Here is a 19988-nt window from a genome sequence, read left to right as displayed (position 1 = left end):
GAACAGAGCGCCGAGTGGCTGCGCGCCACGCACCTGCCGTACCGAACCAGCGCACCGCGGTGCGCTGGTTCGCTGAAATCACTGTGCGGCGGCGCTGGTTTCGCTGCCGACGGCGGTGCTGTCGCGCTCGGTGCCGCTGATCGTGCCGCTGCCGATGACCTCGTCGCCCGCGGTGTCCGGGCGGTAGAGCACCACCGCCTGGCCCTTTGCGACGCCGGTGAGCGGTTCGCGCAGGCGCACGACCAGGCCGTCGCCGATCGCCTCGGCGACCGCGGGCGCGGTGCCGCCGTGCGCGCGCACCTGCGCCACACACTCGATCGCCCCCGCCGGCGCGGTGCCGGAGGTCCAGATGGCACGGTCGGCGAGCACGGTCCAGACCTGCAGGTCCTCGGCCGAACCCACGCGGACGGTGCCGGATTCGGGATCGATGCCGGTGACGTAGCGCGGCTTGCCGTCGGCGCCCGGGCCGGGCAGGCCGAGGCCCTTGCGCTGGCCGATCGTGAACCCGTGCACGCCTTCGTGTTCGGCGAGCTTGGTGCCGTCGGCGTCGACGACCGCGCCGGGCCGGATGCCGATCTTGGCACCCAGGAAGGCCCGGGTGTCGCCGGAGGGGATGAAGCAGATGTCATGGGAGTCCGGCTTGTTCGCGACGGCGAGCCCGCGCTCGGCGGCCTCCTCGCGAATCCGCGGCTTCGGAGTGTCCCCGACCGGGAACATCGCGCGCGACAACTGGTCGGCGGTCAGCACCGCGAGCACGTAGGACTGGTCCTTGTCGGCGTCGACCGCGCGGCGCAGCACGCCCTCGTCCAGTCGCGCGTAATGGCCGGTCACCACCGCGTCGAAACCGAGCGCGACGGCCCGGTCGGCCAGGGCCGAGAACTTGATCTTCTCGTTGCAGCGCAGGCACGGGTTCGGGGTCTCACCCGCCGCGTAGGCCGCGACGAAGTCGTCGATCACGTCTTCCTTGAAGCGATCCGCGAAATCCCAGACGTAGAACGGGATGCCGAGCACGTCGGCGGCGCGGCGGGCGTCGCCGGCGTCCTCCTTCGAGCAGCAGCCCCGGGACCCGGTGCGCAGGGTGCCCGGTGACGCGGACAGCGCCAGGTGCACCCCCACCACCTCGTGCCCGGCGTCGACGGCGCGTGCCGCCGCCACGGCCGAATCCACACCACCGCTCATCGCCGCGAGTACCCGCATCACACACCACCTTTCGCACCGGCAAGACCAGCCGCTCTGGCTCGCTCCACGACCTGGGGCAGCACCTGCACCAGGGCATCCACATCGGCGCGCGTCGAGGTGTGCCCCAACGAGAAGCGCAGCGAACCGCGCGCCTGCCAGGGCTGCACGCCCATGGCGATCAAAACATGACTCGGCTCGGCGACGCCGGCGTTGCACGCCGACCCCGTCGAGCATTCGATGCCCGCGGCGTCCAGCAGCATCAGCAGCGAATCGCCTTCGCAGCCGGGGAATCGGAAGTGCGCGTTGCCGGGCAGGCGCTGCGCGCCGAGCGGGCCGTTGAGCACTGCCTCCGGCACCGTCGCGTACACCCGCTCGATCAGCTCATCCCGCAGCGCGGCCAATTCGGCTGCGCGCGTGGGCAGTTCGGCCACCGCCTGGTGCAGCGCCGTGGCGAAACCGACGGCCGCCGCGGTATCGGAGGTACCCGACCGCAGGTCGCGCTCGTGCCCACCGCCGTGCAGCAGCGGCACGCACGGCACCTGACGGCCCAGCAGCAGCACCCCGACCCCGTGCGGCCCGCCGATCTTGTGCCCGGCGAAGCTCGCCGCCGACAGCCCGCTCGCCGCGAAATCGACAGGCAGCTGCGCGGCCGCCTGGATCGCGTCGCTGTGCATGGGGACGCCGAATTCCTGTGCCACCGCGGCCAATTCCCGGATCGGCTGGATGGCGCCGACCTCGTTGTTGGCCCACATGACGGTGACCAGCGCGACCTCGTCGGCGTGCTCGGCCAGCGCGGCGCGCAGCACGCGCGGCGAGACCACGCCGTCCTCGTCCACCGGCAGCCAGGTCACCCGCGCGCCCTCGTGCTGCACCAGCCATTCGATCGCGTCGAGCACCGCGTGATGCTCGACCGAGGAACTGATGATCCGGGTGCGCTGACGCTCGGCGTCGCGGCGGGCCCAATAGATTCCCTTGATCGCCAGATTGTCGCTCTCGGTACCACCGGAGGTGAAGATGACCTCCGAGGGCCGGGCGCCCAGATCCGCGGCGATGGATTCGCGGGCCTCCTCGAGCATCCGCCGAGCCGCCCGCCCGGACCCGTGCAGGGATGACGCGTTGCCCGGCCGCGCCAGGGCAGCGGTCATCGCCTCGATGGCGGCAGGCAGCATCGGAGTGGTGGCCGCGTGATCGAGGTAGACCGTCTTGGGCGCAGCACCGCCCGATAGAGCCGACTTCATGACCGATAAAGCCTATCCCATCGTTGACCTGCGTAATCTCGGGGTGTCCACCGGCCGGCTACGAAATCTCTACGATTCTGCATACGGTTTCCGCAACCGAGGCGACCCGCCCGGTATTCCCCCAGGCCCCGGTCGGACGCGGAAAAGCCGGGTCCGTCACGGCCCGCCGAGGGCGAGGATGTCGCTCCCGATTCTGGTCAACGCGGTTTCCAGGTCGTGCCGGTGCCAGCCGTGCGGTGTGACGCCCGCGTCATTGATCATGGTGAAGACCGCCTGCACCCGGATGCGGGTGCCGGTGGCCTCCCAGTCGGGGTGGATCTGGTGCAGCAGGTGGGTCCACTCGCTGATGTAGGTGTGCTGTGCCGCCCGGGCCCGGTGCCGGTGCGGTTCGGGCAGGTGCCCGGTCTCGGAGATCAGGATCTGCATCAGCCGGGGGTTGTCCAGGGCGAGCCCGCAATATCCGGCGAGCAGCCCGCTCAGCGCCGCGCGGGGCGTGGCGGCGCGGGCGAAGGTGCGGTGCATGTCGATGCGCAGCCATTCGTCGCCGCGCACGATGGCCGCCGCGAGGATGTCGGCTTTGGTTTCGAAATGGTTGTAGACGCTGGAGCCGGTGATGCCGATGGCGGCGCCGATGTCGTCCACGCTGACGGCGGTGAAGCCCTTCCGGGCGAACAAGGGCAGCGCGTGGATCAGGATCAGTTCCCGGCGGGACTGGATACTCAGCCCGCTCGGCGCGGGCGCCGCGCCCGCCGCGGTGTCGGGGGCCGCGATGTCGGCGTCCAGGACCAGCGCGATGAGATGTGCCAGCAGACCGGTGAATTCGGCGTCCGGCAGGGCCAGGGAGTGGAACGAGACGCTGTTGGCCGCCGCCATCGCGCACCAGGCCAGCAGGTCGGATCGGGCGGTGCCGAGTTCGGGACGCCGGGCGCGGACCGCGGTGGCCAGCAGTCCGGCCATCCGGCGGGCGGTGGCCCGGAACGCGGCGCCGTCGTCCGGGCGCAGGTTGCGGGCCTCCCGGCGCCACAGCATGCCGACGCCGCGATGGTCGAGCATGGCGGCCGCCAGCGCGGCGGCCACGTCGCGGTCCGGGTCGGCCGCACAGGCCGCCACCACCTCGGTCAGCTGGGCCAGCTCGTTGTCGATGACGACCGCCAGCATCTCCTGCTTGCCCCGGAAATGGCGGTAGAGCGCCGAGGGGCCGATCGCGACGGCGCCGGCGATGTCACCCATGTTGACCTCGGCGTAGCCGCGCTGGGTGAACAGCTCGGTGGCGGCGGCGATGATCTGCTGCCGCCGATTCGCGGGCCGGGTGCCGCGGGCCGGGCGAATCAGCTCCGACTCGCGCACCATGCAGATTCCTTTCTTTGCCGACATCGGCAGATTAGTGGTCAGGCCACGCCGTGGTCACTGTGGTTCCAGTGTGGCTCGCGCAACTCCCGTTTGAGCACCTTGCCCGCACCCGACATGGGCAGCGCGGCCACGAATTCGGCGCTGCGGGGCACCTTGTAGCCCGCGATCAGGGCCTTGCAGTGCGCGCGCAACTCCGCCTCGGTCACGGTCTCGCCGGGGTGCGGCACGACGACGGCGTGGACACGCTCACCCCACTGGGGATCGGGCACCCCGATCACCGCCGCGGCGGCCACGCTCGGGTGCGCGATCAGGGCGTTCTCCACCTCGGCGGAGTACACGTTCTCGCCGCCGGTGATGATCATGTCCTTGATCCGGTCGACGATGAACACATAGCCCCGGCTGTCCATATATCCGCCGTCGCCGGTGTGCATCCAGCCGCCGCGCAGTGCCACCGCGGTGTCCTCCGGGCGGTTCCAATAACCCAGCATGACGTTGTCGCCGCGCACCACGACCTCACCCACGGTGCCCGCCGGGACCTCGTTGTCGTCGGGGTCGACCACGCGGACCTCGCAGTGCGGTGCCGCGCGCCCGGCCGCGCGCCGCAACGCGGAGTCCTGGTGATCGGCGGCACTGAGCAGCGTCGCGACCGGCGCCAGTTCGGTCATGCCGTAGGCCTGGGTGAATCCGGCGTTCGGGAAGGTCGCCCGCGCGCGTTCCAGCACCGACTCCGCGATCGGGGACGCGCCGTACAGCACGTGCCGGACACCGCCCAGGTCGTAGTCGCCGACGCTGGATTCGTCGATGAGCATCTGCACCATCGTGGGCACCAGCAAGGTATCGGTGACCCGATGCGTGGCGATCGCCTCGAGCACCCCCGCCGGGGTGAACGCGGGCACCATCACATGGGTCGCGCCCACGAGGTTGCCCATGCACCAGTTCGCGATGTCGGCCAGGTGGAACATCGGCGCGGCGTGCAGCAGCTGCCCGCCCGCGGAGGGGCCGGCGCCGTCGGCGAGCACGCCGAGCGCCGAGGTCATCAGGTTGTCGTGGCTGAGCATGACCCCTTTGGGATGCCCGGTCGTGCCGCCGGTGTAGAAGACGCCCAGCAGCGCGTCACCGCCGGTTCGGGTGTCCTCGATCGGGCTCGTGCCCGCGACCAGGGTTTCGTAGTCGAGCAGATCCGCGGGGCGTTCGCCGTCGCCGCAGAAGAGCACCGGACCCAGCTCGGGAAGCTGCTCGCGCAGGGTCGGCACGACCGCGGCGAAGGCGTCGTCCACCAGCAGGATCCGGGTGCCGGATTCGCGCAACGAGTACGCGATCTCGGCGGCGCTCCAGCGGATGTTGACCGGATTCACCACCGCGCCGAGCCACGGCACCGCCAGCAGATATTCGTGGTAGCGGTCGGAGTTCAAGGCCAGGATGGCGATCCGGTCGCCCGCGACGGCGCCGAGGTCCGACAGCGCGCCGGCGAGCCGGGCGATGCGGTCGACCGACTCGGCCACGGTGCGGATCCGCTCGCCGAAGACGGTCGCGGGCCGGTCGGGATTGTGCCGGAGACCGCGGTGAAGTATTTGCGTCACATACATTGTCGGTTCCTAGCCCCCGCTACAGCGAGCGAGCGATGAGTTCGTTCATGACTTCGTTGGCGCCGGCGTACACCTTCTGCACACGGGCATCGGCGTACATCCGGGCGATCGGATACTCGAGCATGTAGCCGTAGCCGCCGAACAGCTGCACGCAGCGGTCGATCACCTCGCACTGCACCTCGGTGGCGTGCGCCTTGGCCATCGAGGCTGTCGCGCTGTCGAGTTCGCCGCGCAGATGCCGCAGGATGCAGTCGTCGACGAAGACGCGGGTCGTGCGCACCAGCGTCGCGCACCGGGCCAGTTCGAACCGGGTGTTCTGCATCTCGAACAGCGGTGCGCCGAACGCGCGGCGATCCTTGGTGTAGCGCACCGTTTCGGCCAGCGCCGCCTCGGCGGTGGTGATCGCGCCTTCGGAGATGATCAACCGCTCGTGCACCAGCTGGTTCATCGCGTAGCCGAAGCCCGCACCGGCCTCGCCCAGCAGATTGGTCACCGGAACCCGGACGTCGTCGAAGAACAGCTCGGCGGTGTCCTGGGACTTGAGCCCGATCTTGTCCAGCACCCGGCCGACCCGGAAGCCCTCGGCCGCCGCGGTTTCGAGCACCAGCAGCGAGATGCCCTTGGTGCCCGCCGCCGGATCGGTGCGGGCCACCACGATGACCAGGTCGGCCAGCATGCCGTTGCTGATGAAGGTCTTGGCGCCGTTGACCACATAGTGCTCACCGTCGCGAATCGCGGTGGTACGCAGGGCCTTCAGATCGGATCCGCCGCCGGGCTCGGTCATCGCGATCGCGCCGATGAACTCCCCGGACGCCATCTTCGGCAACCAGCGGAGTTTCTGCTCCTCGCTGCCGTAGGCGAGCAGGTAGTGCGCGACCAGGCCGCTGTGCACGGCGTTGCCGAGCCCGAATCCGGTCTCGGTCAACGCCAATGGCACGCCGAAGATGGCCAGATCGTGCGCGAGGGTGCCGCCGCCGCCGCCGTACTGCTCGGGAATGCCCGCGCACAGCAGCCCGACTTCGCCTGCCTTGCGCCAGAACTCGCGGTCGACGTGGTGCTGCTCGATCCAGCGTTCCCGATGCGGCAGGGCCTCGGTCTCGATGAACTCGCGAGCCATCTCCGTCAACGCCAGCACCTCGTCGTCGACCCACGGCGACCGATAGCGAGCCGCGCCAGTGAAACGTCTAGTCATTCACTTAGTATGAGCATCATTCTCCGGGCGAAGCAATAGTTCAGCGGTATTTTCTCTTTAAGGCCCAGATAGTCGACCGCGACAGATTGCGTCTTGCGTCACATGAGCGCCGTGCAATACGCTTCCGGCCATTCACATACCTCGAGGATGACGATGCTTGACGCCGAGACCGCAACCACACCTGTTCGCCCGGTCGGACTGGGGCGGTTGCTGACCTTGCTGCTCCCGGCGACGACCGCGATGTACGCCGCCTTCAACGGGGTGCAGCAGATCCTGGTACCCGCCCAGGTCGAGGCCTTCGATCCGGCGGCCAAGGTGACCAATCTGGCCGTGATCACCGCGCTGGCCGCCCTCGCCTCGGTCGTGGCGCTGCCGATCGGCGGCGCGGCCTCGGACCGCACCCGCTCCCGATTCGGCCGCCGGTCCCCCTGGATCGTGGCGATGTCCGTGCTGTCGGCGGTGCTGCTGCTCGGCATGGGCCTGAGCACCGGAATCGTCGTGCTGGCACTGACCCAGGTGGCGGTGTGGTTCGCCGCGAACCTCTACCAGGGCGCGTTCGCGGCGATCCTGCCCGACCGGGTCCCGGTGGCCCGGCGCGGTCTGGCCTCCGCCGTCATCGGATTGGGCGCGCCCCTGGGCATCATGGTCGGGGTCAACCTGGCCAGCCGGGTCGGCCAGCTGTGGGCCTACGCCCTGTTCGGACTCGCTTTCGCGGCGACCAGCGTGGTGCTGGTGCTCGGTGCGCGCGAGGCGTCCTCGATCGACATCGTGCCGCCGGCCCGGATCACCCGGCGGCCGGCACAGACCCTGCGCGCGTTCTTCGAGGCCTTCCGCAGCCGGGACTTCGGCTTCGCGTTCCTGAGCCGGGCCTGCCTGTCCCTGGCCTACTTCACGGTCAGCGGCTATCTGTTCTATTCGATGCAGGACTACATCGGCGTGGCCAACATCCCCGGTGGTGACGTCGCGGTCGCGGTCAGCACGCTGGCCACGATCTCGGTGGCGACGTGGGCGGTGGTCGCGATGTTCACCGGGTGGCTCGCCGACCGGCTGGACCGGCGCAAGTTGTTCGTCGGGATCAGTTCGGCCGGGCTCGCGGTGTCGATGCTGGTGCCGGTGCTGAGCCCGACCTGGACCGGCATGGTCGTGTACTCGGTGCTGTCCGGGGCGTTCATCGGCACCTATTTCGCCGTCGATCTCGCGGTGATGTCACTTGTCCTGCCGGACAAGGCGAACGAGGGCCGCGACTTCGGCATTCTCGCGGTCGCCACCGGACTGCCGCAGGCGCTGTCCTCGGTCGTCGCCGGCGTGCTGCTCATCGCGTTCGACAGCTACGTCGCCCTGTTCGTCTTCGGCGCGGCCTGCGCGTTCGCCGCCGGCCTGCTCATCATGCGGATCCGCGCGATCCGCTGACCTCCTCCCCGAAAGGCAGACCTATGCCCTACCTCAGCACGCCCGCGGGCGTGCGGCTCTACTACGACGACCTCGGTGATCCGGAAGCGCCACCGCTGCTGCTGATTCAGGGACTGGGCGCGCAACTGCTGGGCTGGCATCCCGAACTCTGCGCGGCGCTCGCGGACGCCGGGTTCCGCGTCATCCGGTTCGACAACCGCGACACCGGGTTGTCCCAGAAGTTCCCCGACGGCGGCTATCTCCTGAGCGACCTGGCCGCGGACACCGCGGGCCTGCTCCGCGTCCTCGGCCTCGACTCCGCGCACATCGCCGGGCAGTCGATGGGCGGCATGGTCGCCCAGCAGCTGGCCATCGACCATCCGGCCGCCGTTCGATCCCTCGCGCTGATCTACACCGCGCCGAACAGCGCGGACTTCGCGGTGGGCACCGATCTGCTGGCCGAACGAATGGCCTTGCCAAGGGCCCGCAACCGCGCCGAAGCCGTCGAGCTCTACCTGCGCAACGAGGCACCGTGCTCCTCGCCCGGCTATCCCGTCGACACGGCGTGGCTGCGCGAACTCGGCGGGCTCATGTACGACCGGGACTACGACCCCGACGGCGCGGCAAGGCAATTGGCCGCGGTGTTCGCCTCGCCCGACCGCACCCGAGCCCTGGGCCGGGTCGCCGTGCCGACGACGATCCTGCACGGCGACAGCGACCAGCTGATCGACCCGGCGGCCGCCACGGCGCTGCACCGGGCCATCCCCGATTCCACCTGCACGATCTTCCCCGGCATGGGACACGAACTGCCCCGTGCGCTCTGGCCCGACATCCGCGCCCTCATCCACGACAACACCCGAAACACCTAGCCCGCCGGCACAACCCGAAAATCGGAGTTCAATGATGAACACGCGAATCCGCGACCAGCACCCTTCGTCCCGGCTGCTTCGCGGCCTGTGCCTCGCGACCGCCGTGGTCGCGGCGACCGCGATCGGCGGCGCCGCCCACGCCGAACCCGCTGCGGCACAGTCGGTGCCGACGCCCGACAAAGATCCGTTCTATGCCGCACCGCCGGATCTCGGCGGTTACGCCAACGGGGCGATTCTCGGATCGCGACCCTCGGCGCTCTATGAGCTCCCGCTCCCGGTCAAGGTGTGGCAGGTGCAGTACAAATCGACCGACGCCGCCGATCGGCCCACCACCGGCGTCACCACCGTGATCGTGCCGAACACCCCCTGGACCGGGCCGGGGCCCCGGCCGGTGGTGAGTTATCAGATGGCCGAGGACGGCCTCGGCATCCAGTGCGCGTCCTCCTACGTGCTGCGGGCGGGTGTGCGGGCCGGGCTGCAGAACGGCCAGGATCAAGAGACCCCGTTGACCGTGCCCCTGCTGCAACGCAATTGGGCGGTAGTGGTCTCGGATTACGAAGGCCCGCAGGAACGATTCCTGGACCGCGACCAAGCCGCGCACAGCGCGCTGGACGGCATCCGCGCCGCGCTGGCCTTCCCGCCCGCCGAGCTCTCCCCCGCCGCGCCGGTCGCCGCATTCGGTTATTCCGGTGGCGCGTTCGCCACGGTCGCGACCCTGGAAATGCAGCCGCGCTATGCCCCCGAGTTGAATGTCGCGGGCTTCGCCGCGGGCGGGATCCCCGCCGATGTCCCCGCCGCCCTCGCGATGGACAACGGCACCGCCAACGTCGGGCTGGCCGTCTTCGCCCTGGCCGCACTGGATCGGCTCAGCCCCGAACTGAACATCCTGGCGCAGCTCGACGCGGAGAGCCGGGCCGCCGTCGCCACGGCCGGCACCCAGTGCGTCCAACAGGTGGTGGCCGCGAATGCCGGTCGCGTGCTGCGTGATGCCTCCGGATCGCCGGACGTCGCCGCCAATCCGGCCATCCGGGCCGCGGCCGACAAGCAGAAGCTCGGCCGCGCCGTGCCCACCGCGCCCATGTACGCCTGGCACAGCAGCCACGACGACGCCCTGCCCCGCGAATCGACGGACACGCTGATCGATCGGTACTGCGCGGCGGGCGCCACCGTGTCCTACCACCGCACCGAGGTGGTCGGCCATGCCATCGCCGGCCTCGCCGAAATCCCCGCGGTCTTCGACTATCTCGGCGATCGCCTGGCCGGGAACCCGGTACCGACGGGCTGCCGCGTCTTCTGAGCCCTTGTCACGGGAGCCAAGGTCGGCGGACCGCAATTCGTTCGGCAGTGCAGTGACCGCGCGCCGTCCCGCAGACAGACTTTCTGTACCGCTCCGACACAGCGACACACATCACATTCCAGGCGAATCGTGCTCTGTGTCATAGGCATTCGCCGCGCTGGGTCAGCGAACAGATGGGATGTGCGGACATGGTTGCAAAGAAGCAACGGATACGTCGGATCGTGACCGGTGTGCTGGTCGCGGGCGTGGCCCTCGCGCAGGGGGTCGGCCCGGCGAACGCGTCGCCGGAGGACGAGTTGCGGGCCTTCGCGCAGAGCCTGTCCGCGGGCCTCGTCCCGGCGGCGGACGGCAGGCAGCCGCAGGCCATCGTCGATTCCGGCAGTGGCTCCGGTAGTGCCGGCTGGGGGCGCAGCACGGCGGCGGCCGCGGTCGGCGAGGGCCCGGCGATGACCGCGCCGCTGGCGGCCTTCGCCTACGGGCTGTTCAACCCGGACTCCGCGCCCGCCGGCGCCAACCGGTGGGACTGCCAACCCACCGCCGAGCATCCGCGGCCGGTAGTGCTGCTGCACGGCACCTGGCTCAACGCCTACGACACCTTCTCCTCCCTCTCACCGCAGCTGGCCCGGGCCGGTTACTGCGTCTTCGCGCTCAATTTCGGCAAGTCCGGACTGGTGCAGGGCGGCGGGCTCGGTTCGGTGCTGCCCGGCCGCTACGGCGTCGGCCCGATGGAGGAATCCTCGCTCCAGGTCGCGGAATTCGTGGAGCGGGTGCGCGCGGCGACCGGGACCGACCAGGTCGACATCGTCGGCCACTCCCAGGGCGGCACGATCGCCAACCACTATCTGAAGTTCAACGGCGGTGCGGGCAAGGTCGCCAAGCTGGTGACCTTCGGCGCCACCCACCACGGCACCTCGCTGCTGGGCATCGCCACGCTGGGCCGGGCCATCAACAACCTCGGCATCAACATCCTGGGCTTCGCCGAACCGATCGCCGGACTGTCGAACATCCAGCAGGCGGTGGGCTCGCCGTTCTACGCCGTGCTCAACGCAGACGGTGACACCGTGCCCGGCGTGGACTACACCGCGGTCGGATCCCGCTGGGACGAGGTCACCAATCCCTACGACTGGACGTTCCTGCGGGCCGGGGCGGGCGCCACGGTGCACAACATCACCTTGCAGGAGGGATGCGAGCAGGATCTGTCCGATCACCTGACCCTGATGTACTCCCCGCGCGCGGCGAGCCTGGCGTTGAACGCGCTCGATCCCGCGCACGCGACCGTGCCGACCTGCACGTTCAACCCGTGGCTGATCGGTGGCAGCGGAAAACTATGAGCCGGTAGCCACAACCTCCGCCGGTGCGGGTTCGGTGGCCCGGCGCCGGGCGAACAGGGTGACCAGCAGCGAGGCCGCCATCAGGGCGACGCCGAACCAGACCGCGCCGGTGACGCCGACGTGGTCGGCGAACAGGCCGCCGAACAGCGCGCCCAGCGCGATGGCGGTGTTGTAGCCCATGGTGTTGATCGACATCGCGGCCTCGAATTTGTCCGGGGCCGCCTCCAGCAGCAGGTTGATCTGGCAGAGGTTGGCCGCGCCGAAGGAGACGCCCCACAGGGCCAGGGCCAGGGTCGCGCCGACCTTCGAGTCGCCGATCGCGAGCAGCAACAGCAGCGCCGCCACGAGACCGGTGCAGGCGACGACGAAGCTGGCCCGCAGGTTCTTGGTCACGGTGTAGCCGGCGAGGAAGTTACCGGCGGCGCCGCCGACGCCGTAGATGATCAGCAGGACGGTGATGAATGCCGGTGTGACGGCGGCATTCTGCTCCAGGAACGGCCGCACGAAGGTGTAGGCGCCGAAGTGACCGAACACGTACAGCACGACGGCCACCAGCACCAGCCGCAGCTGCCGGTTGCGCAGCGGGAGCTGGAACACCTCGCGGACCGGGATCGCGTTCGCCGAGGGCAGGGCGGGCACGATGACGGTGACCGCCACGAACACCACCGCGCTCAGCGCGCTCCAGATCAGGAAGGTGGTGCGCCAGCTGCTGACGCTTTCCAGGAAGGTGCCCAGCGGAATGCCCACCACCGTGGCGATCGAGATCCCGGACAGCGCGACCGCCGCCGCGCGGCTCGAATGCCGTTCCGGGACAACACGCATCGCCATGCTGACGCCGATGGCCCAGAACACGCCGTTGGCGAAGCCCATGATCAGCCGCACCGCCAGCACCAGCGGGTAGCTCGGCGAGAGCGCGGTGACCAGGTTGCCCAGCGCCAGGATCGCCAGCAGCGCCGAGAGCAGCATGCGCCGGTCGACCCGCCGGGTCCAGGCCACGATGAACGGCACGCCCAGCCCGGCGGACAGGCCGTACAGGGTGACCATCAGCCCCGCGACGCCGACCGAGATGCTCAGGCTCGCGCTGACGGGAGTCAGCAGGCCGACCGGCATCAGCTCGGTGGTGACGAAGACGAACAGGCTCGCCGTGATCACCGCGACGCTCAGCCACGATCTGGCGGCCGAGTACGGCGGCGCCACAGAATTAGTTTCCATGGAAGATATATTAGTTTCCCAGGAAGATATGTCAATCTATGGCGATGGATCGCACCCCCGCCGAGCTCGACGACATCGACCGCATCGAGCGCCAGTGGCGCCGGGAACGGGTCGATCTCGATTCGAGCCCGATCCAGGTGGTCGGCCGGATCAGCCGGCTGCACTGGGCACTCGAAGAGCGACTGGGCCGGGTATTCGCCGAATACGAGCTGTCCCGAGGCGAATTCGACGTACTGGCCACCCTGCGCCGCTCCGGTGAGCCGTTCGAACTGAGCGCGGGTGATCTGCGCGGGTCGACGATGGTGACCTCCGGCGCGGTCACCAAGCGGGTCGATCGCCTGGAGCGGGCCGGGCTGGTGCACCGGCGCGCGGCCGAGGACGACGCGCGCGGGCGGCTGATCCAGCTCACCGACCGGGGGCGCGCGCTCATCGACGAGGCGATCGGCGAGCACCTGCGCAACGAGACGCGGCTGCTGTCCGGTCTGACCGCGGACGAGCGAGCGGCCCTGATCACGCTGTTGCGCAAGCTGAACGAGACGCTGCCGGGTTAGCGGCGGGGCCGACGTGCGCTGAACAGGTAGACCGCGCAGGTGACGACGGCCCAGCCCGCGAGCACCAGGAACGGGAACAGGTCTTGGTGCGCACGGAAATACACCGCGGTGTGCTGGGCTTGGACCGATGCGCCCGGCGGCAACCACCGGCCGATCACGGCGAACATCGCGGGCAGCAGCGGCCAGGACACCGCGCCGCCGGAGGACGGGTTGCCCAGGATCACCAGCAGACCCCAGGTAGGCACCATCGCCCAGCGCCCGAACAGCTTGTCGAACATGGTGAAGACCATGCCCGCGGTGAACATGGTCAGCGCGAGGATCACCCACGACTCCGGGAAGGGCAGCTCCAGCGCGCCCAGCCCCCAGTCCACGGTGGCGGCGATCGCGAAGCCACCGAACAGCGCGTAGGCGGCGGTGAAGGCGATGCGGGCGTGCGGGCCGAGGCCGCTCGCGTGCACACCGAGCTGGATCGCGCCGACGAAGCCGACGATGATGGCCGCCAGGGTGATGTAGAACAGGCCGAGGCCGCGAGGATCGCCCTCTTGCAGGGGAATCAGGTCCGTCACCGTGACCGCGTGCTGGGTTTCCGAGCCCGCCGTGACCGCGGTCTGCGCCAGCAGATCCGCCACCGACGCGCCCGAGGCGGTCGCGATGTCGACTTCGATTCCCGGCGCGCGCTTTTCGACGATCGCGAAGACCTGCTGGCTGTACAGCTCGCGCAGCGCGGGACCGTAGCTGTCGAAACCCCGCATTTCGAGGGTGCCGCTCAAGCCGCCGTTCATGGCCGCGAGAAAATCGCGTAACTCGTTGTCGCCGTAGGGCGCGACCACGGCGATCGGAACGTGGCGGGGCGTGGGCTTGGCCATGACATAGGTGTAGGAACCCGCGAAGATCGCGGCCGCCGTCGCCAGGATGAACACCAGGACCGTCGCCGGGAAATACGGCGAGGCCCGAAACCTCGCCCAGTTCATCGCCGCGCCTTCACCGAACATCACTCTCCTCGCATGTCGGACGGCAGCAACCTTCCGGTCAACCTACCAGCGCCACCGCCCGGAAGGCCGGATGCGCGAGTCACTCCCGGCGCAGATGGCCGGTATCGCCGAGGCCGACCAGCTCGCGATTGTGGAAGTAGTCGTCCTCCCGGAGTTCGGTGATACTGCCGGAAGGTCCCCGGAAACGCGCGTAACCGAGCGTCTCCCACGGCAGCCCGAGAAACGCGCCCACCACGAAAGTCAGTGTGCCGCCATGCGTCACGATGATCTGGTGCTCGCCGCCGCGAGCCAGGATCGAGTCCATCGCCGCGTACACGCGCCGCGCCAACCCGCCCATCGTCTCCGCCCCGGCGATGCCTTCGTCATGACCCAGCCGCTCCCCCGTCGCGGGCGGTGTCACGAAACGCTCCCGCAGCCAGGCCTGCGGTTTCCCCTCGGCCACGCCGTAGGACTTCTCCCGCAGCGCGCGATCGATGACCGGGACTGTCCCCAACCGGGCGCCGATGACCTCGGCGGCCTGCTGCGCCCGCAACAGATCGGAGGAGAACAACTCCACTTCGGCACCGTCGGGAATCCGGGCCCGCAACTCTTCGGCTATCTGTGCCGCGGCCGCCAGACCACCGGCCGTCAATTCCGAGTCGTACCACCCACCCACCAGCCCGTCGACATGATGGGCCGACTCCGGATGCGCGATGACATACAGCGTTCGCATCGGCCCACGATAGGGTCCCCGACCGACATTTGCCCCGCGCCCCCGCACGTGCCAGCCTGGAATCCGAACACAGCGCGGCCGATCCGGGCAGCCGAGGAGGAACCGTGAAACACCCGAGCGGACTCCCGGGCCGGCTACACGTCACCGTCGAATTCACCGACGCCACCCCACCCGCGCTGACCATCGCATGGGCACCCGCCGACGCCACCGCCGCCCGCAGCCGCTTCGAATACGCCCGCCTCTTCATGATCACCCCGCACGCCGCCGACCGCCGCTACCTCGACATCGTCGACGGCAAGCCCACCACCACCCTGCACCTCCCCCACCCCCTCACCCCCGGCGACTACGCCATCGAGGTAGACGCCTACGGCAGCGCGAGCTGGGGCGACGGCCGCCTCGAAGCCCGCGGCCGCAGCACCCCTTTCCACCTCGGCACCGCCGAACCGGCGCGCTGAGCGATCAGCATGGCTTCCCTGCCAGCTCGGAATGTTCGGCGGCATAGCGTTTCGCCGCCGGGTAGTCGGCTTTGCCGCTGGGCTGACGCATCATCTCCTCGACGATCCAATAGGTGCGCGGCGCTTTGTACCCGGCGACCGTGACGCGAATATGCCCGTCGAGCTGCGCGAGGTCGAGCACGGCTCCCGGCCGGGCCTGCACCAGCGCCGCCACCGCCTGCCCGAAGCGCGGGTCGCTGACACCGATCACCAAGGCGTCGAACACATCCGGATGGGCTTTGAGCGCGCCCTCCACCTCCTCGGGAAACACCTTCTCGCCGCCGGTGTTGATGCATTCCGAACCGCGGCCGAGCAGGGTGACGGTGCCGTCGGCTTCGTAGCGCGCGTAATCACCCGGCACCACATAGCGCTTGCCGTCGACGTCGGCGAAGATCGTCTTCGTCTTCTCCGGATCCTTGTAGTAGCCGAGGGGCACGTGCCCGGTGCGCGCCATCCGGCCGACCGCGCCGGGCGCCGGTTCGATCAGGCTGTTGTCGTCGGCGAGCAGCGCCGTCTGCGCGTTGCAGCGCACGCGCGGACCCTGCGCGTGATCGGAGTCCTTGGTGACCACCCCGAGTCCGGTTCCGCCACTCTCCGAGGAGCCGGCCACGTCGGTGAGGAACAGATTCGGAAACAGCTCGAGATACTGCTGTTTCAACGCATGGGAGAACAGGGCGGCGTGGCTGGTGACCGCCCACAGCGACGAGGTGTCGTAGCTGCCGGCCCGGTAGGCGTCCAGCAGCGGCCCGGCCATCGCGTCACCCACCACCGTGAGCACGTTGACGCGGTGCCGTTCCACGGTGCGCCACACCTCGGCGGCATCGAACTGCGGCACGAAAACGATGGTGCCGCCGGAATTCAGGCCGAGGAAGGCCGCCCACTGGGCCGCACCGTGGATCAACGGCGACAGCGGTGCCAGCACCAGACCGGCGGGTGACCGGCGGGCCTCGTCGGCAAGCTGCCACTCGTGTTCCACGTATTCACCGGTGACGTGGTTGATTCCGCCGCCGAGCGCGCGCCACACGTCTTCCTGACGCCACATCACGCCTTTCGGGAATCCCGTCGTGCCACCGGTGTACAGCAGGTAGAGATCGTCGGCGCTGCGCTCCTCGAAATCTCGCACCGGTGACCGCGCCGCCAGCGCAGCCTCGTATACCCTACCGTCGTGGCCGACGGCCGAACCATCCTCGATCACAAGGACATCCGTCACCTTCGGGGTGGACGGCAGCACCTCGGCGACGATGTTCGCGTATCGGCGCTCGTGCACCAGCGCCACCAGATCGGCGTTGTCGACGAGGTAGCGAACCTCGTCGGCGGTATAGCGGTAATTCACGCTCACCGAGACCGCCCGCACCTTGTACGTCGCGATCATCACTTCCAGCGCTTCGATCGAGTTCCGCGAGTAGACGCCGACGTGATCGCCCGGACCGATGCCGCGGGCGGCGAGGTGATGCGCCAGCCGGTTGGCGCGTTCGTCCAGCTGACGGTAGGTGACCTGACGGTCGCCGCAGATGACGGCGAGACGATCCGGCACGGCGTCCACCGCGTGTTCGAACAGATCAGCAACATTGAAAGCCATGGGGCCCAAGCTAAATCGGCGGCACGCCGATCAGGTGCTGTCGCCACGGTTGTGGCAGCTTCCTGCCGGATCCGGTCCCGGGGCTTGCGCACGCCCCGGCCCGATGCCCAACTCGGCGACGCGCACTCCGAGCTGGTAACGCGTCTCGACCTCCAGCCGGTCGAGCAACGCCGCCACCTGGCGGCGATAGGTCCGCACCGACACCGCGAGCCGCCGTGCCGCCACCTCGTCCTTCAGGCCGGTGGCCAGCGAGTCCAGCACCGCGAGGGCGAGTCCGTCGAACTCCGGGTCCGGCCGCAGCCGCACCGCGGAATCCCATGTCGTGGTGGTGAATCGGTGTAGATAGCCGAGCAGGGCCGGGTCCCGGATGACCAGCGCCTCGGGCCGCGCCACGGTGACCGGGCTCCACAGCACGCCGACCGCGCGGTCGATGATCAGCGCGTTGGGGAACTCCATCGGCGCGACCTTGGTCCAGGAGTCGATCACCGCCTGCCGGGTACCGGGCGCCGGATTCCGGGACCGTGCGTAGTCCCGCGAGTACAGCACCCGGATCCGTTTCCCGGTCGCGAGCAGATCCCGCAGCACCAGGGCCTCGCGGAGGTAGTAGCCCTGCATCCGGAGCGGAGCGCCGACCGCGACCAAGACTTCGGTGTGCACCCGGTGCAGCATCCGTTGCAGACTCTCGCCCCAGTGCTCGCCGGGATAGACGCGAACCACACCCTCCCGATCCTTCGACTCGGCGATCCGCGCGGCCAATTCATGTGCCAGGTAGGTCATTCGAATCTCCCCGCCGCCGAACAGAACCGGTCGTGACAACGCGACCGGTTACAGCATCGAACGGGACGAGCGGCACGGCAAGCAGGGATCTTCAGCGCTGGAGCAACTCTTCGACGTTCGTGCGGCCGGTCACCAGCAGGAGCAGAGTTGCGGTGGGGGCGGTGAGTTGGATGCCGGTGCCGGCGGACCAGTCGGTGTCGGTGGCGATCAGGTGGTAGGGGTGGAGTTTTTTGCGGGCGTGGAATGGGGGGCCCATGGTCCAGACGCGGTGCAGGGCGGTTCGGGCTGCGGGGGTGGGTATTTCGTGTGGGAGGGCCAGGGGGATGGCGATGTCCTGGCCGTGGACGAGGAGGTCCATCAGGCGGTCGGCGGGGGTGGTGCCGAGGGCGGTGGTGCGGGCGGGGATGGTGGCGCGGAGTTCGGCGAGCAGGGCCGCGGTGGGAGTGCGGTCGGCGTGGCGGATGGCGGTGTCGCGGATGGCGCGGTCCAGGCTGCCGCGGGCGCGCAGGAGTTCGAGCAGGATCCAGGACAGGCCGGCGTGTGCGGACAGGATCAGGTGGGCGACGACGTCGCGGACGCGCCACTCGGCGCAGAGAGTGGGGTGGTCCCAGGATGATTCGGGCAGGTCTTCCAGCAGCTGCACGAGGCTGCGGCGGGCGGCGGCCACCGCGTCCCAGACCTGATCATCGTGTTCCTTGGTCATTGTCGCTCCGATCCTCGAGTGCGGGTTCGGCAGTACGGTAGAAACTCCAGCCGGGTGGAGGTGCAAGCGAACGTGAGCGAGGACACAGGGCGGATCGGGATCGGGGAACTGTCGCGGCGCACCGGGGTTTCGGTGCGGACGATCCGTTTCTACTGCGACGAAGGGGCTTTGGCGTGCGAGCGCACCGGCGGCGGCCATCGGACCTTCGACGCGGACGCGAGTGACCAGCTCGAGCTGATCCGCCATCTGCACGGGCTGGGCATCGGATTGACCAGGGCCAGAGCGGTGCTCCGCGGGCACATTTCGGTGACCGAGGCGATCGCCGCCGAACGCACCGCCGTCGACAGCGAACTCGCCGCCCTGAACTGGCGGCGTGCGGCGCTGCGCGCGGTCGGGAACGGCTCCCCCGAACAGCAGCGGAACCGGATCGAACTCCTTGCCGCCGTGCAGGATCGGAAGACCGCCGAAGACCGGATCCGGCACTTCTGGCGAGGTCTGCTCACCCCGCTTCCGCCGCCGATGTTCGACGGCTTCGCCTTCATGAACATCCCGGAGCTATCCGCCGAACCCACCCCGCGGCAACTGCTCACCTTCGCCGAGCTCGTCGCGCACCTGACCGTACCGCAGGCGAAAGCCACTATGTCCCAGAGTATTTGGCGGGCCAGACCAGCCGAGCTCGAAGACCGGCGCGGACTCCTGGTCGGCCTCGCCGAAGCGGGCGAACGGGTCGCTCCGCTGATCGTCACCGGCGCCGACCCGCGCCCCGGCCCGGCCCTGGACCACTTCGTCGCCACCCACGCCGCAGCGCGCGGACTGCGCGACACCGCGACCTTCCGCAGCACGCTCCTGCGCGCATCCCGCGAGACCGACCCCTGGATCCAGCGCTACTGGACCCTCACCGGCGCACTCGTCGGCCCGGCCACCAGCGGCGCCGCCCAGCTGTGGCTGCACGGGGCGCTGGCGCGCTCGGTGGCAGCGTCCTAGGGGCGCATGCGGAACAGCAGATATGCCGCCAGCGTCGGCCCGTCGGTGATCTCCCCCGCGCGCACCATCCGCTCGAATTCCGTTCGCCCGAACCACTGCTGGCGCATGTCCTGCTCGGTCACCTCCCGCCGCGCCGGCCCCGCCGACAGCTCCGTCGCGAGAAACACCTCCCCACCCTGACCGGTCATGCTGTTGGCCGGATGCAGCAAGCCCAGCCGCTCCAGCCGCCCGGCCCGAAAGCCGGTCTCCTCCACCAGCTCCGCGGCCGCCAGCTGCTCCGGGGTCCCGGTGACGCCCGCCGGAAACCCGCCCGCGGGAAACTCCCACGACCGCCGCCCCATCGGATACCGATATTGCTCGACCAGATGGAACCCGTCGTCCTCGAACGGCAGCACCACGGCGAAGTCCGGCGCGTCGACCACCGAGTAGATCCCCCGGCTCCCGTCGGCCCGCTCGATCCGGTCCTCCCGCAACGACAACCACGGATTCTCGTACACCAGCCGCGACGCCACCGTTCGAATGCTCATGCCACAGGATAGAAAGCGCACTCGAG

General features: G+C 69.5%; 19 protein-coding genes. 7 read left to right on the top strand and 12 right to left on the bottom strand.

All coding sequences use genetic code 11. The annotated features are described in order from the left end of the window. Positions 1–78: 78 nt before the first annotated feature. The 5 genes from mnmA to AB0H76_RS04240 all read right to left on the bottom strand — a co-directional run bounded on the left by mnmA (position 79) and on the right by AB0H76_RS04240 (position 6545). Positions 79–1197, bottom strand: a complete 1119-nt coding sequence (gene mnmA, locus AB0H76_RS04260; RefSeq protein ID WP_357317168.1) for a tRNA 2-thiouridine(34) synthase MnmA — start codon at positions 1195–1197, stop codon at positions 79–81. Continuing rightward, a complete protein-coding gene (locus tag AB0H76_RS04255) occupies positions 1197–2417 on the bottom strand; it encodes a cysteine desulfurase family protein (protein ID WP_357317166.1) in 1221 nt (406 codons plus the stop codon). The genes mnmA and AB0H76_RS04255 overlap by 1 nt, the downstream gene beginning before the upstream one ends. 156 nt (positions 2418–2573) lie before the next feature. Then, positions 2574–3767 (bottom strand): TetR family transcriptional regulator, encoded by a 1194-nt coding sequence (locus AB0H76_RS04250; protein WP_357317164.1) that lies wholly within the window; start codon positions 3765–3767, stop codon positions 2574–2576. 38 nt (positions 3768–3805) lie between these two features. Further along, positions 3806–5353, bottom strand: coding sequence for a long-chain fatty acid--CoA ligase (locus tag AB0H76_RS04245; RefSeq protein ID WP_357317161.1), 1548 nt, complete (start codon positions 5351–5353; stop codon positions 3806–3808). A 19-nt stretch (positions 5354–5372) separates the two neighbouring features. Continuing rightward, positions 5373–6545 carry an acyl-CoA dehydrogenase family protein gene (locus AB0H76_RS04240; protein WP_357317159.1) on the bottom strand — a complete coding sequence of 391 codons (1173 nt, stop codon included), beginning with the start codon at positions 6543–6545 and terminating at the stop codon, positions 5373–5375. A gap of 147 nt (positions 6546–6692) precedes the next feature. On the opposite strand from AB0H76_RS04240, the gene AB0H76_RS04235 reads away from it, so the two are divergent. From AB0H76_RS04235 to AB0H76_RS04220, 4 genes are all read left to right on the top strand, one after another. Next, complete coding sequence (locus AB0H76_RS04235) at positions 6693–7955, top strand: MFS transporter (protein ID WP_357317156.1); 1263 nt, start codon at positions 6693–6695, stop codon at positions 7953–7955. A 23-nt stretch (positions 7956–7978) separates the two neighbouring features. Further along, complete coding sequence (locus tag AB0H76_RS04230; RefSeq protein ID WP_357317154.1) at positions 7979–8803, top strand: alpha/beta hydrolase; 825 nt, start codon at positions 7979–7981, stop codon at positions 8801–8803. A 34-nt stretch (positions 8804–8837) separates the two neighbouring features. Next, entirely contained in the window at positions 8838–10100 is a 1263-nt protein-coding gene (locus AB0H76_RS04225; protein WP_357317152.1) for a lipase family protein, read from the top strand. A gap of 221 nt (positions 10101–10321) precedes the next feature. Next, the gene (locus tag AB0H76_RS04220; protein WP_357317149.1) at positions 10322–11431 is read left to right on the top strand and encodes an alpha/beta fold hydrolase; all 1110 of its coding nucleotides are present in this window, start codon (positions 10322–10324) and stop codon (positions 11429–11431) included. Here AB0H76_RS04220 and AB0H76_RS04215 read toward each other — a convergent pair. Continuing rightward, positions 11426–12643 carry an MFS transporter gene (locus AB0H76_RS04215; RefSeq protein WP_357317146.1) on the bottom strand — a complete coding sequence of 406 codons (1218 nt, stop codon included), beginning with the start codon at positions 12641–12643 and terminating at the stop codon, positions 11426–11428. The genes AB0H76_RS04220 and AB0H76_RS04215 overlap by 6 nt on opposite strands. Positions 12644–12687: 44 nt before the next feature. Here AB0H76_RS04215 and AB0H76_RS04210 point away from each other — a divergent pair, with 44 nt between their 5' ends. After that, positions 12688–13194, top strand: coding sequence for a MarR family transcriptional regulator (locus tag AB0H76_RS04210; protein ID WP_357317143.1), 507 nt, complete (start codon positions 12688–12690; stop codon positions 13192–13194). On the opposite strand, the gene AB0H76_RS04205 is transcribed toward AB0H76_RS04210, so the two are convergent. Together AB0H76_RS04205 and AB0H76_RS04200 are read right to left on the bottom strand one after the other, a co-directional pair. Further along, positions 13191–14186 (bottom strand): ABC transporter permease, encoded by a 996-nt coding sequence (locus AB0H76_RS04205; RefSeq protein WP_357317141.1) that lies wholly within the window; start codon positions 14184–14186, stop codon positions 13191–13193. The two genes, AB0H76_RS04210 and AB0H76_RS04205, sit on opposite strands and share 4 nt — an antisense overlap. Positions 14187–14265: 79 nt before the next feature. After that, entirely contained in the window at positions 14266–14898 is a 633-nt protein-coding gene (locus tag AB0H76_RS04200; RefSeq protein WP_357317138.1) for a histidine phosphatase family protein, read from the bottom strand. 104 nt (positions 14899–15002) lie between these two features. Here AB0H76_RS04200 and AB0H76_RS04195 point away from each other — a divergent pair, with 104 nt between their 5' ends. Further along, positions 15003–15353, top strand: a complete 351-nt coding sequence (locus AB0H76_RS04195; RefSeq protein WP_357317135.1) for a hypothetical protein — start codon at positions 15003–15005, stop codon at positions 15351–15353. Between the two features lie 4 nt (positions 15354–15357). On the opposite strand, the gene AB0H76_RS04190 is transcribed toward AB0H76_RS04195, so the two are convergent. From AB0H76_RS04190 to AB0H76_RS04180, 3 genes are all read right to left on the bottom strand, one after another. After that, positions 15358–16971: an acyl-CoA synthetase gene (locus AB0H76_RS04190; RefSeq protein WP_357317133.1), complete on the bottom strand. Its 1614-nt coding sequence runs from the start codon at positions 16969–16971 to the stop codon at positions 15358–15360. A 30-nt stretch (positions 16972–17001) separates the two neighbouring features. Further along, on the bottom strand, positions 17002–17748 hold the full coding sequence (locus AB0H76_RS04185; RefSeq protein ID WP_357317131.1) for a hypothetical protein: 747 nt from the start codon (positions 17746–17748) through the stop codon (positions 17002–17004). 91 nt (positions 17749–17839) lie between these two features. Next, positions 17840–18451, bottom strand: a complete 612-nt coding sequence (locus AB0H76_RS04180) for a maleylpyruvate isomerase family mycothiol-dependent enzyme (protein WP_357317128.1) — start codon at positions 18449–18451, stop codon at positions 17840–17842. 72 nt (positions 18452–18523) lie between these two features. Between AB0H76_RS04180 and AB0H76_RS04175 the strand changes: the two genes are divergently transcribed. Next, the gene (locus AB0H76_RS04175) at positions 18524–19435 is read left to right on the top strand and encodes a MerR family transcriptional regulator (RefSeq protein WP_357317127.1); all 912 of its coding nucleotides are present in this window, start codon (positions 18524–18526) and stop codon (positions 19433–19435) included. Here AB0H76_RS04175 and AB0H76_RS04170 read toward each other — a convergent pair. Next, a complete protein-coding gene (locus AB0H76_RS04170; protein ID WP_357317124.1) occupies positions 19432–19962 on the bottom strand; it encodes an NUDIX hydrolase in 531 nt (176 codons plus the stop codon). The two genes, AB0H76_RS04175 and AB0H76_RS04170, sit on opposite strands and share 4 nt — an antisense overlap. Positions 19963–19988: the final 26 nt, after the last annotated feature.

This window comes from Nocardia sp. NPDC050712, assembly GCF_040654295.1.
GTDB lineage: Bacteria > Actinomycetota > Actinomycetes > Mycobacteriales > Mycobacteriaceae > Nocardia.
Note: the sequence above shows the minus strand (reverse complement) of the source record. Positions and strands in the feature narration are given on the sequence as shown.

Excerpts from the sequence above, each read along its gene's own strand:
- AB0H76_RS04170 (WP_357317124.1), bottom strand. The coding sequence starts at position 19,962 with ATGAGCATTCGAACGGTGGCGTCGCGGCTGGTGTACGAGAATCCGTGG.
- AB0H76_RS04255 (WP_357317166.1), bottom strand. The coding sequence starts at position 2,417 with ATGAAGTCGGCTCTATCGGGCGGTGCTGCGCCCAAGACGGTCTACCTC.
- AB0H76_RS04210 (WP_357317143.1), top strand. The coding sequence starts at position 12,688 with ATGGATCGCACCCCCGCCGAGCTCGACGACATCGACCGCATCGAGCGC.
- AB0H76_RS04190 (WP_357317133.1), bottom strand. The coding sequence starts at position 16,971 with ATGGCTTTCAATGTTGCTGATCTGTTCGAACACGCGGTGGACGCCGTG.
- AB0H76_RS04250 (WP_357317164.1), bottom strand. The coding sequence starts at position 3,767 with ATGGTGCGCGAGTCGGAGCTGATTCGCCCGGCCCGCGGCACCCGGCCC.
- AB0H76_RS04205 (WP_357317141.1), bottom strand. The coding sequence starts at position 14,186 with ATGTTCGGTGAAGGCGCGGCGATGAACTGGGCGAGGTTTCGGGCCTCG.
- AB0H76_RS04180 (WP_357317128.1), bottom strand. The coding sequence starts at position 18,451 with ATGACCAAGGAACACGATGATCAGGTCTGGGACGCGGTGGCCGCCGCC.
- AB0H76_RS04225 (WP_357317152.1), top strand. The coding sequence starts at position 8,838 with ATGAACACGCGAATCCGCGACCAGCACCCTTCGTCCCGGCTGCTTCGC.
- AB0H76_RS04245 (WP_357317161.1), bottom strand. The coding sequence starts at position 5,353 with ATGTATGTGACGCAAATACTTCACCGCGGTCTCCGGCACAATCCCGAC.
- AB0H76_RS04185 (WP_357317131.1), bottom strand. The coding sequence starts at position 17,748 with ATGACCTACCTGGCACATGAATTGGCCGCGCGGATCGCCGAGTCGAAG.
- AB0H76_RS04230 (WP_357317154.1), top strand. The coding sequence starts at position 7,979 with ATGCCCTACCTCAGCACGCCCGCGGGCGTGCGGCTCTACTACGACGAC.
- mnmA (WP_357317168.1), bottom strand. The coding sequence starts at position 1,197 with ATGCGGGTACTCGCGGCGATGAGCGGTGGTGTGGATTCGGCCGTGGCG.
- AB0H76_RS04215 (WP_357317146.1), bottom strand. The coding sequence starts at position 12,643 with ATGGAAACTAATTCTGTGGCGCCGCCGTACTCGGCCGCCAGATCGTGG.
- AB0H76_RS04200 (WP_357317138.1), bottom strand. The coding sequence starts at position 14,898 with ATGCGAACGCTGTATGTCATCGCGCATCCGGAGTCGGCCCATCATGTC.
- AB0H76_RS04235 (WP_357317156.1), top strand. The coding sequence starts at position 6,693 with ATGACGATGCTTGACGCCGAGACCGCAACCACACCTGTTCGCCCGGTC.
- AB0H76_RS04240 (WP_357317159.1), bottom strand. The coding sequence starts at position 6,545 with ATGACTAGACGTTTCACTGGCGCGGCTCGCTATCGGTCGCCGTGGGTC.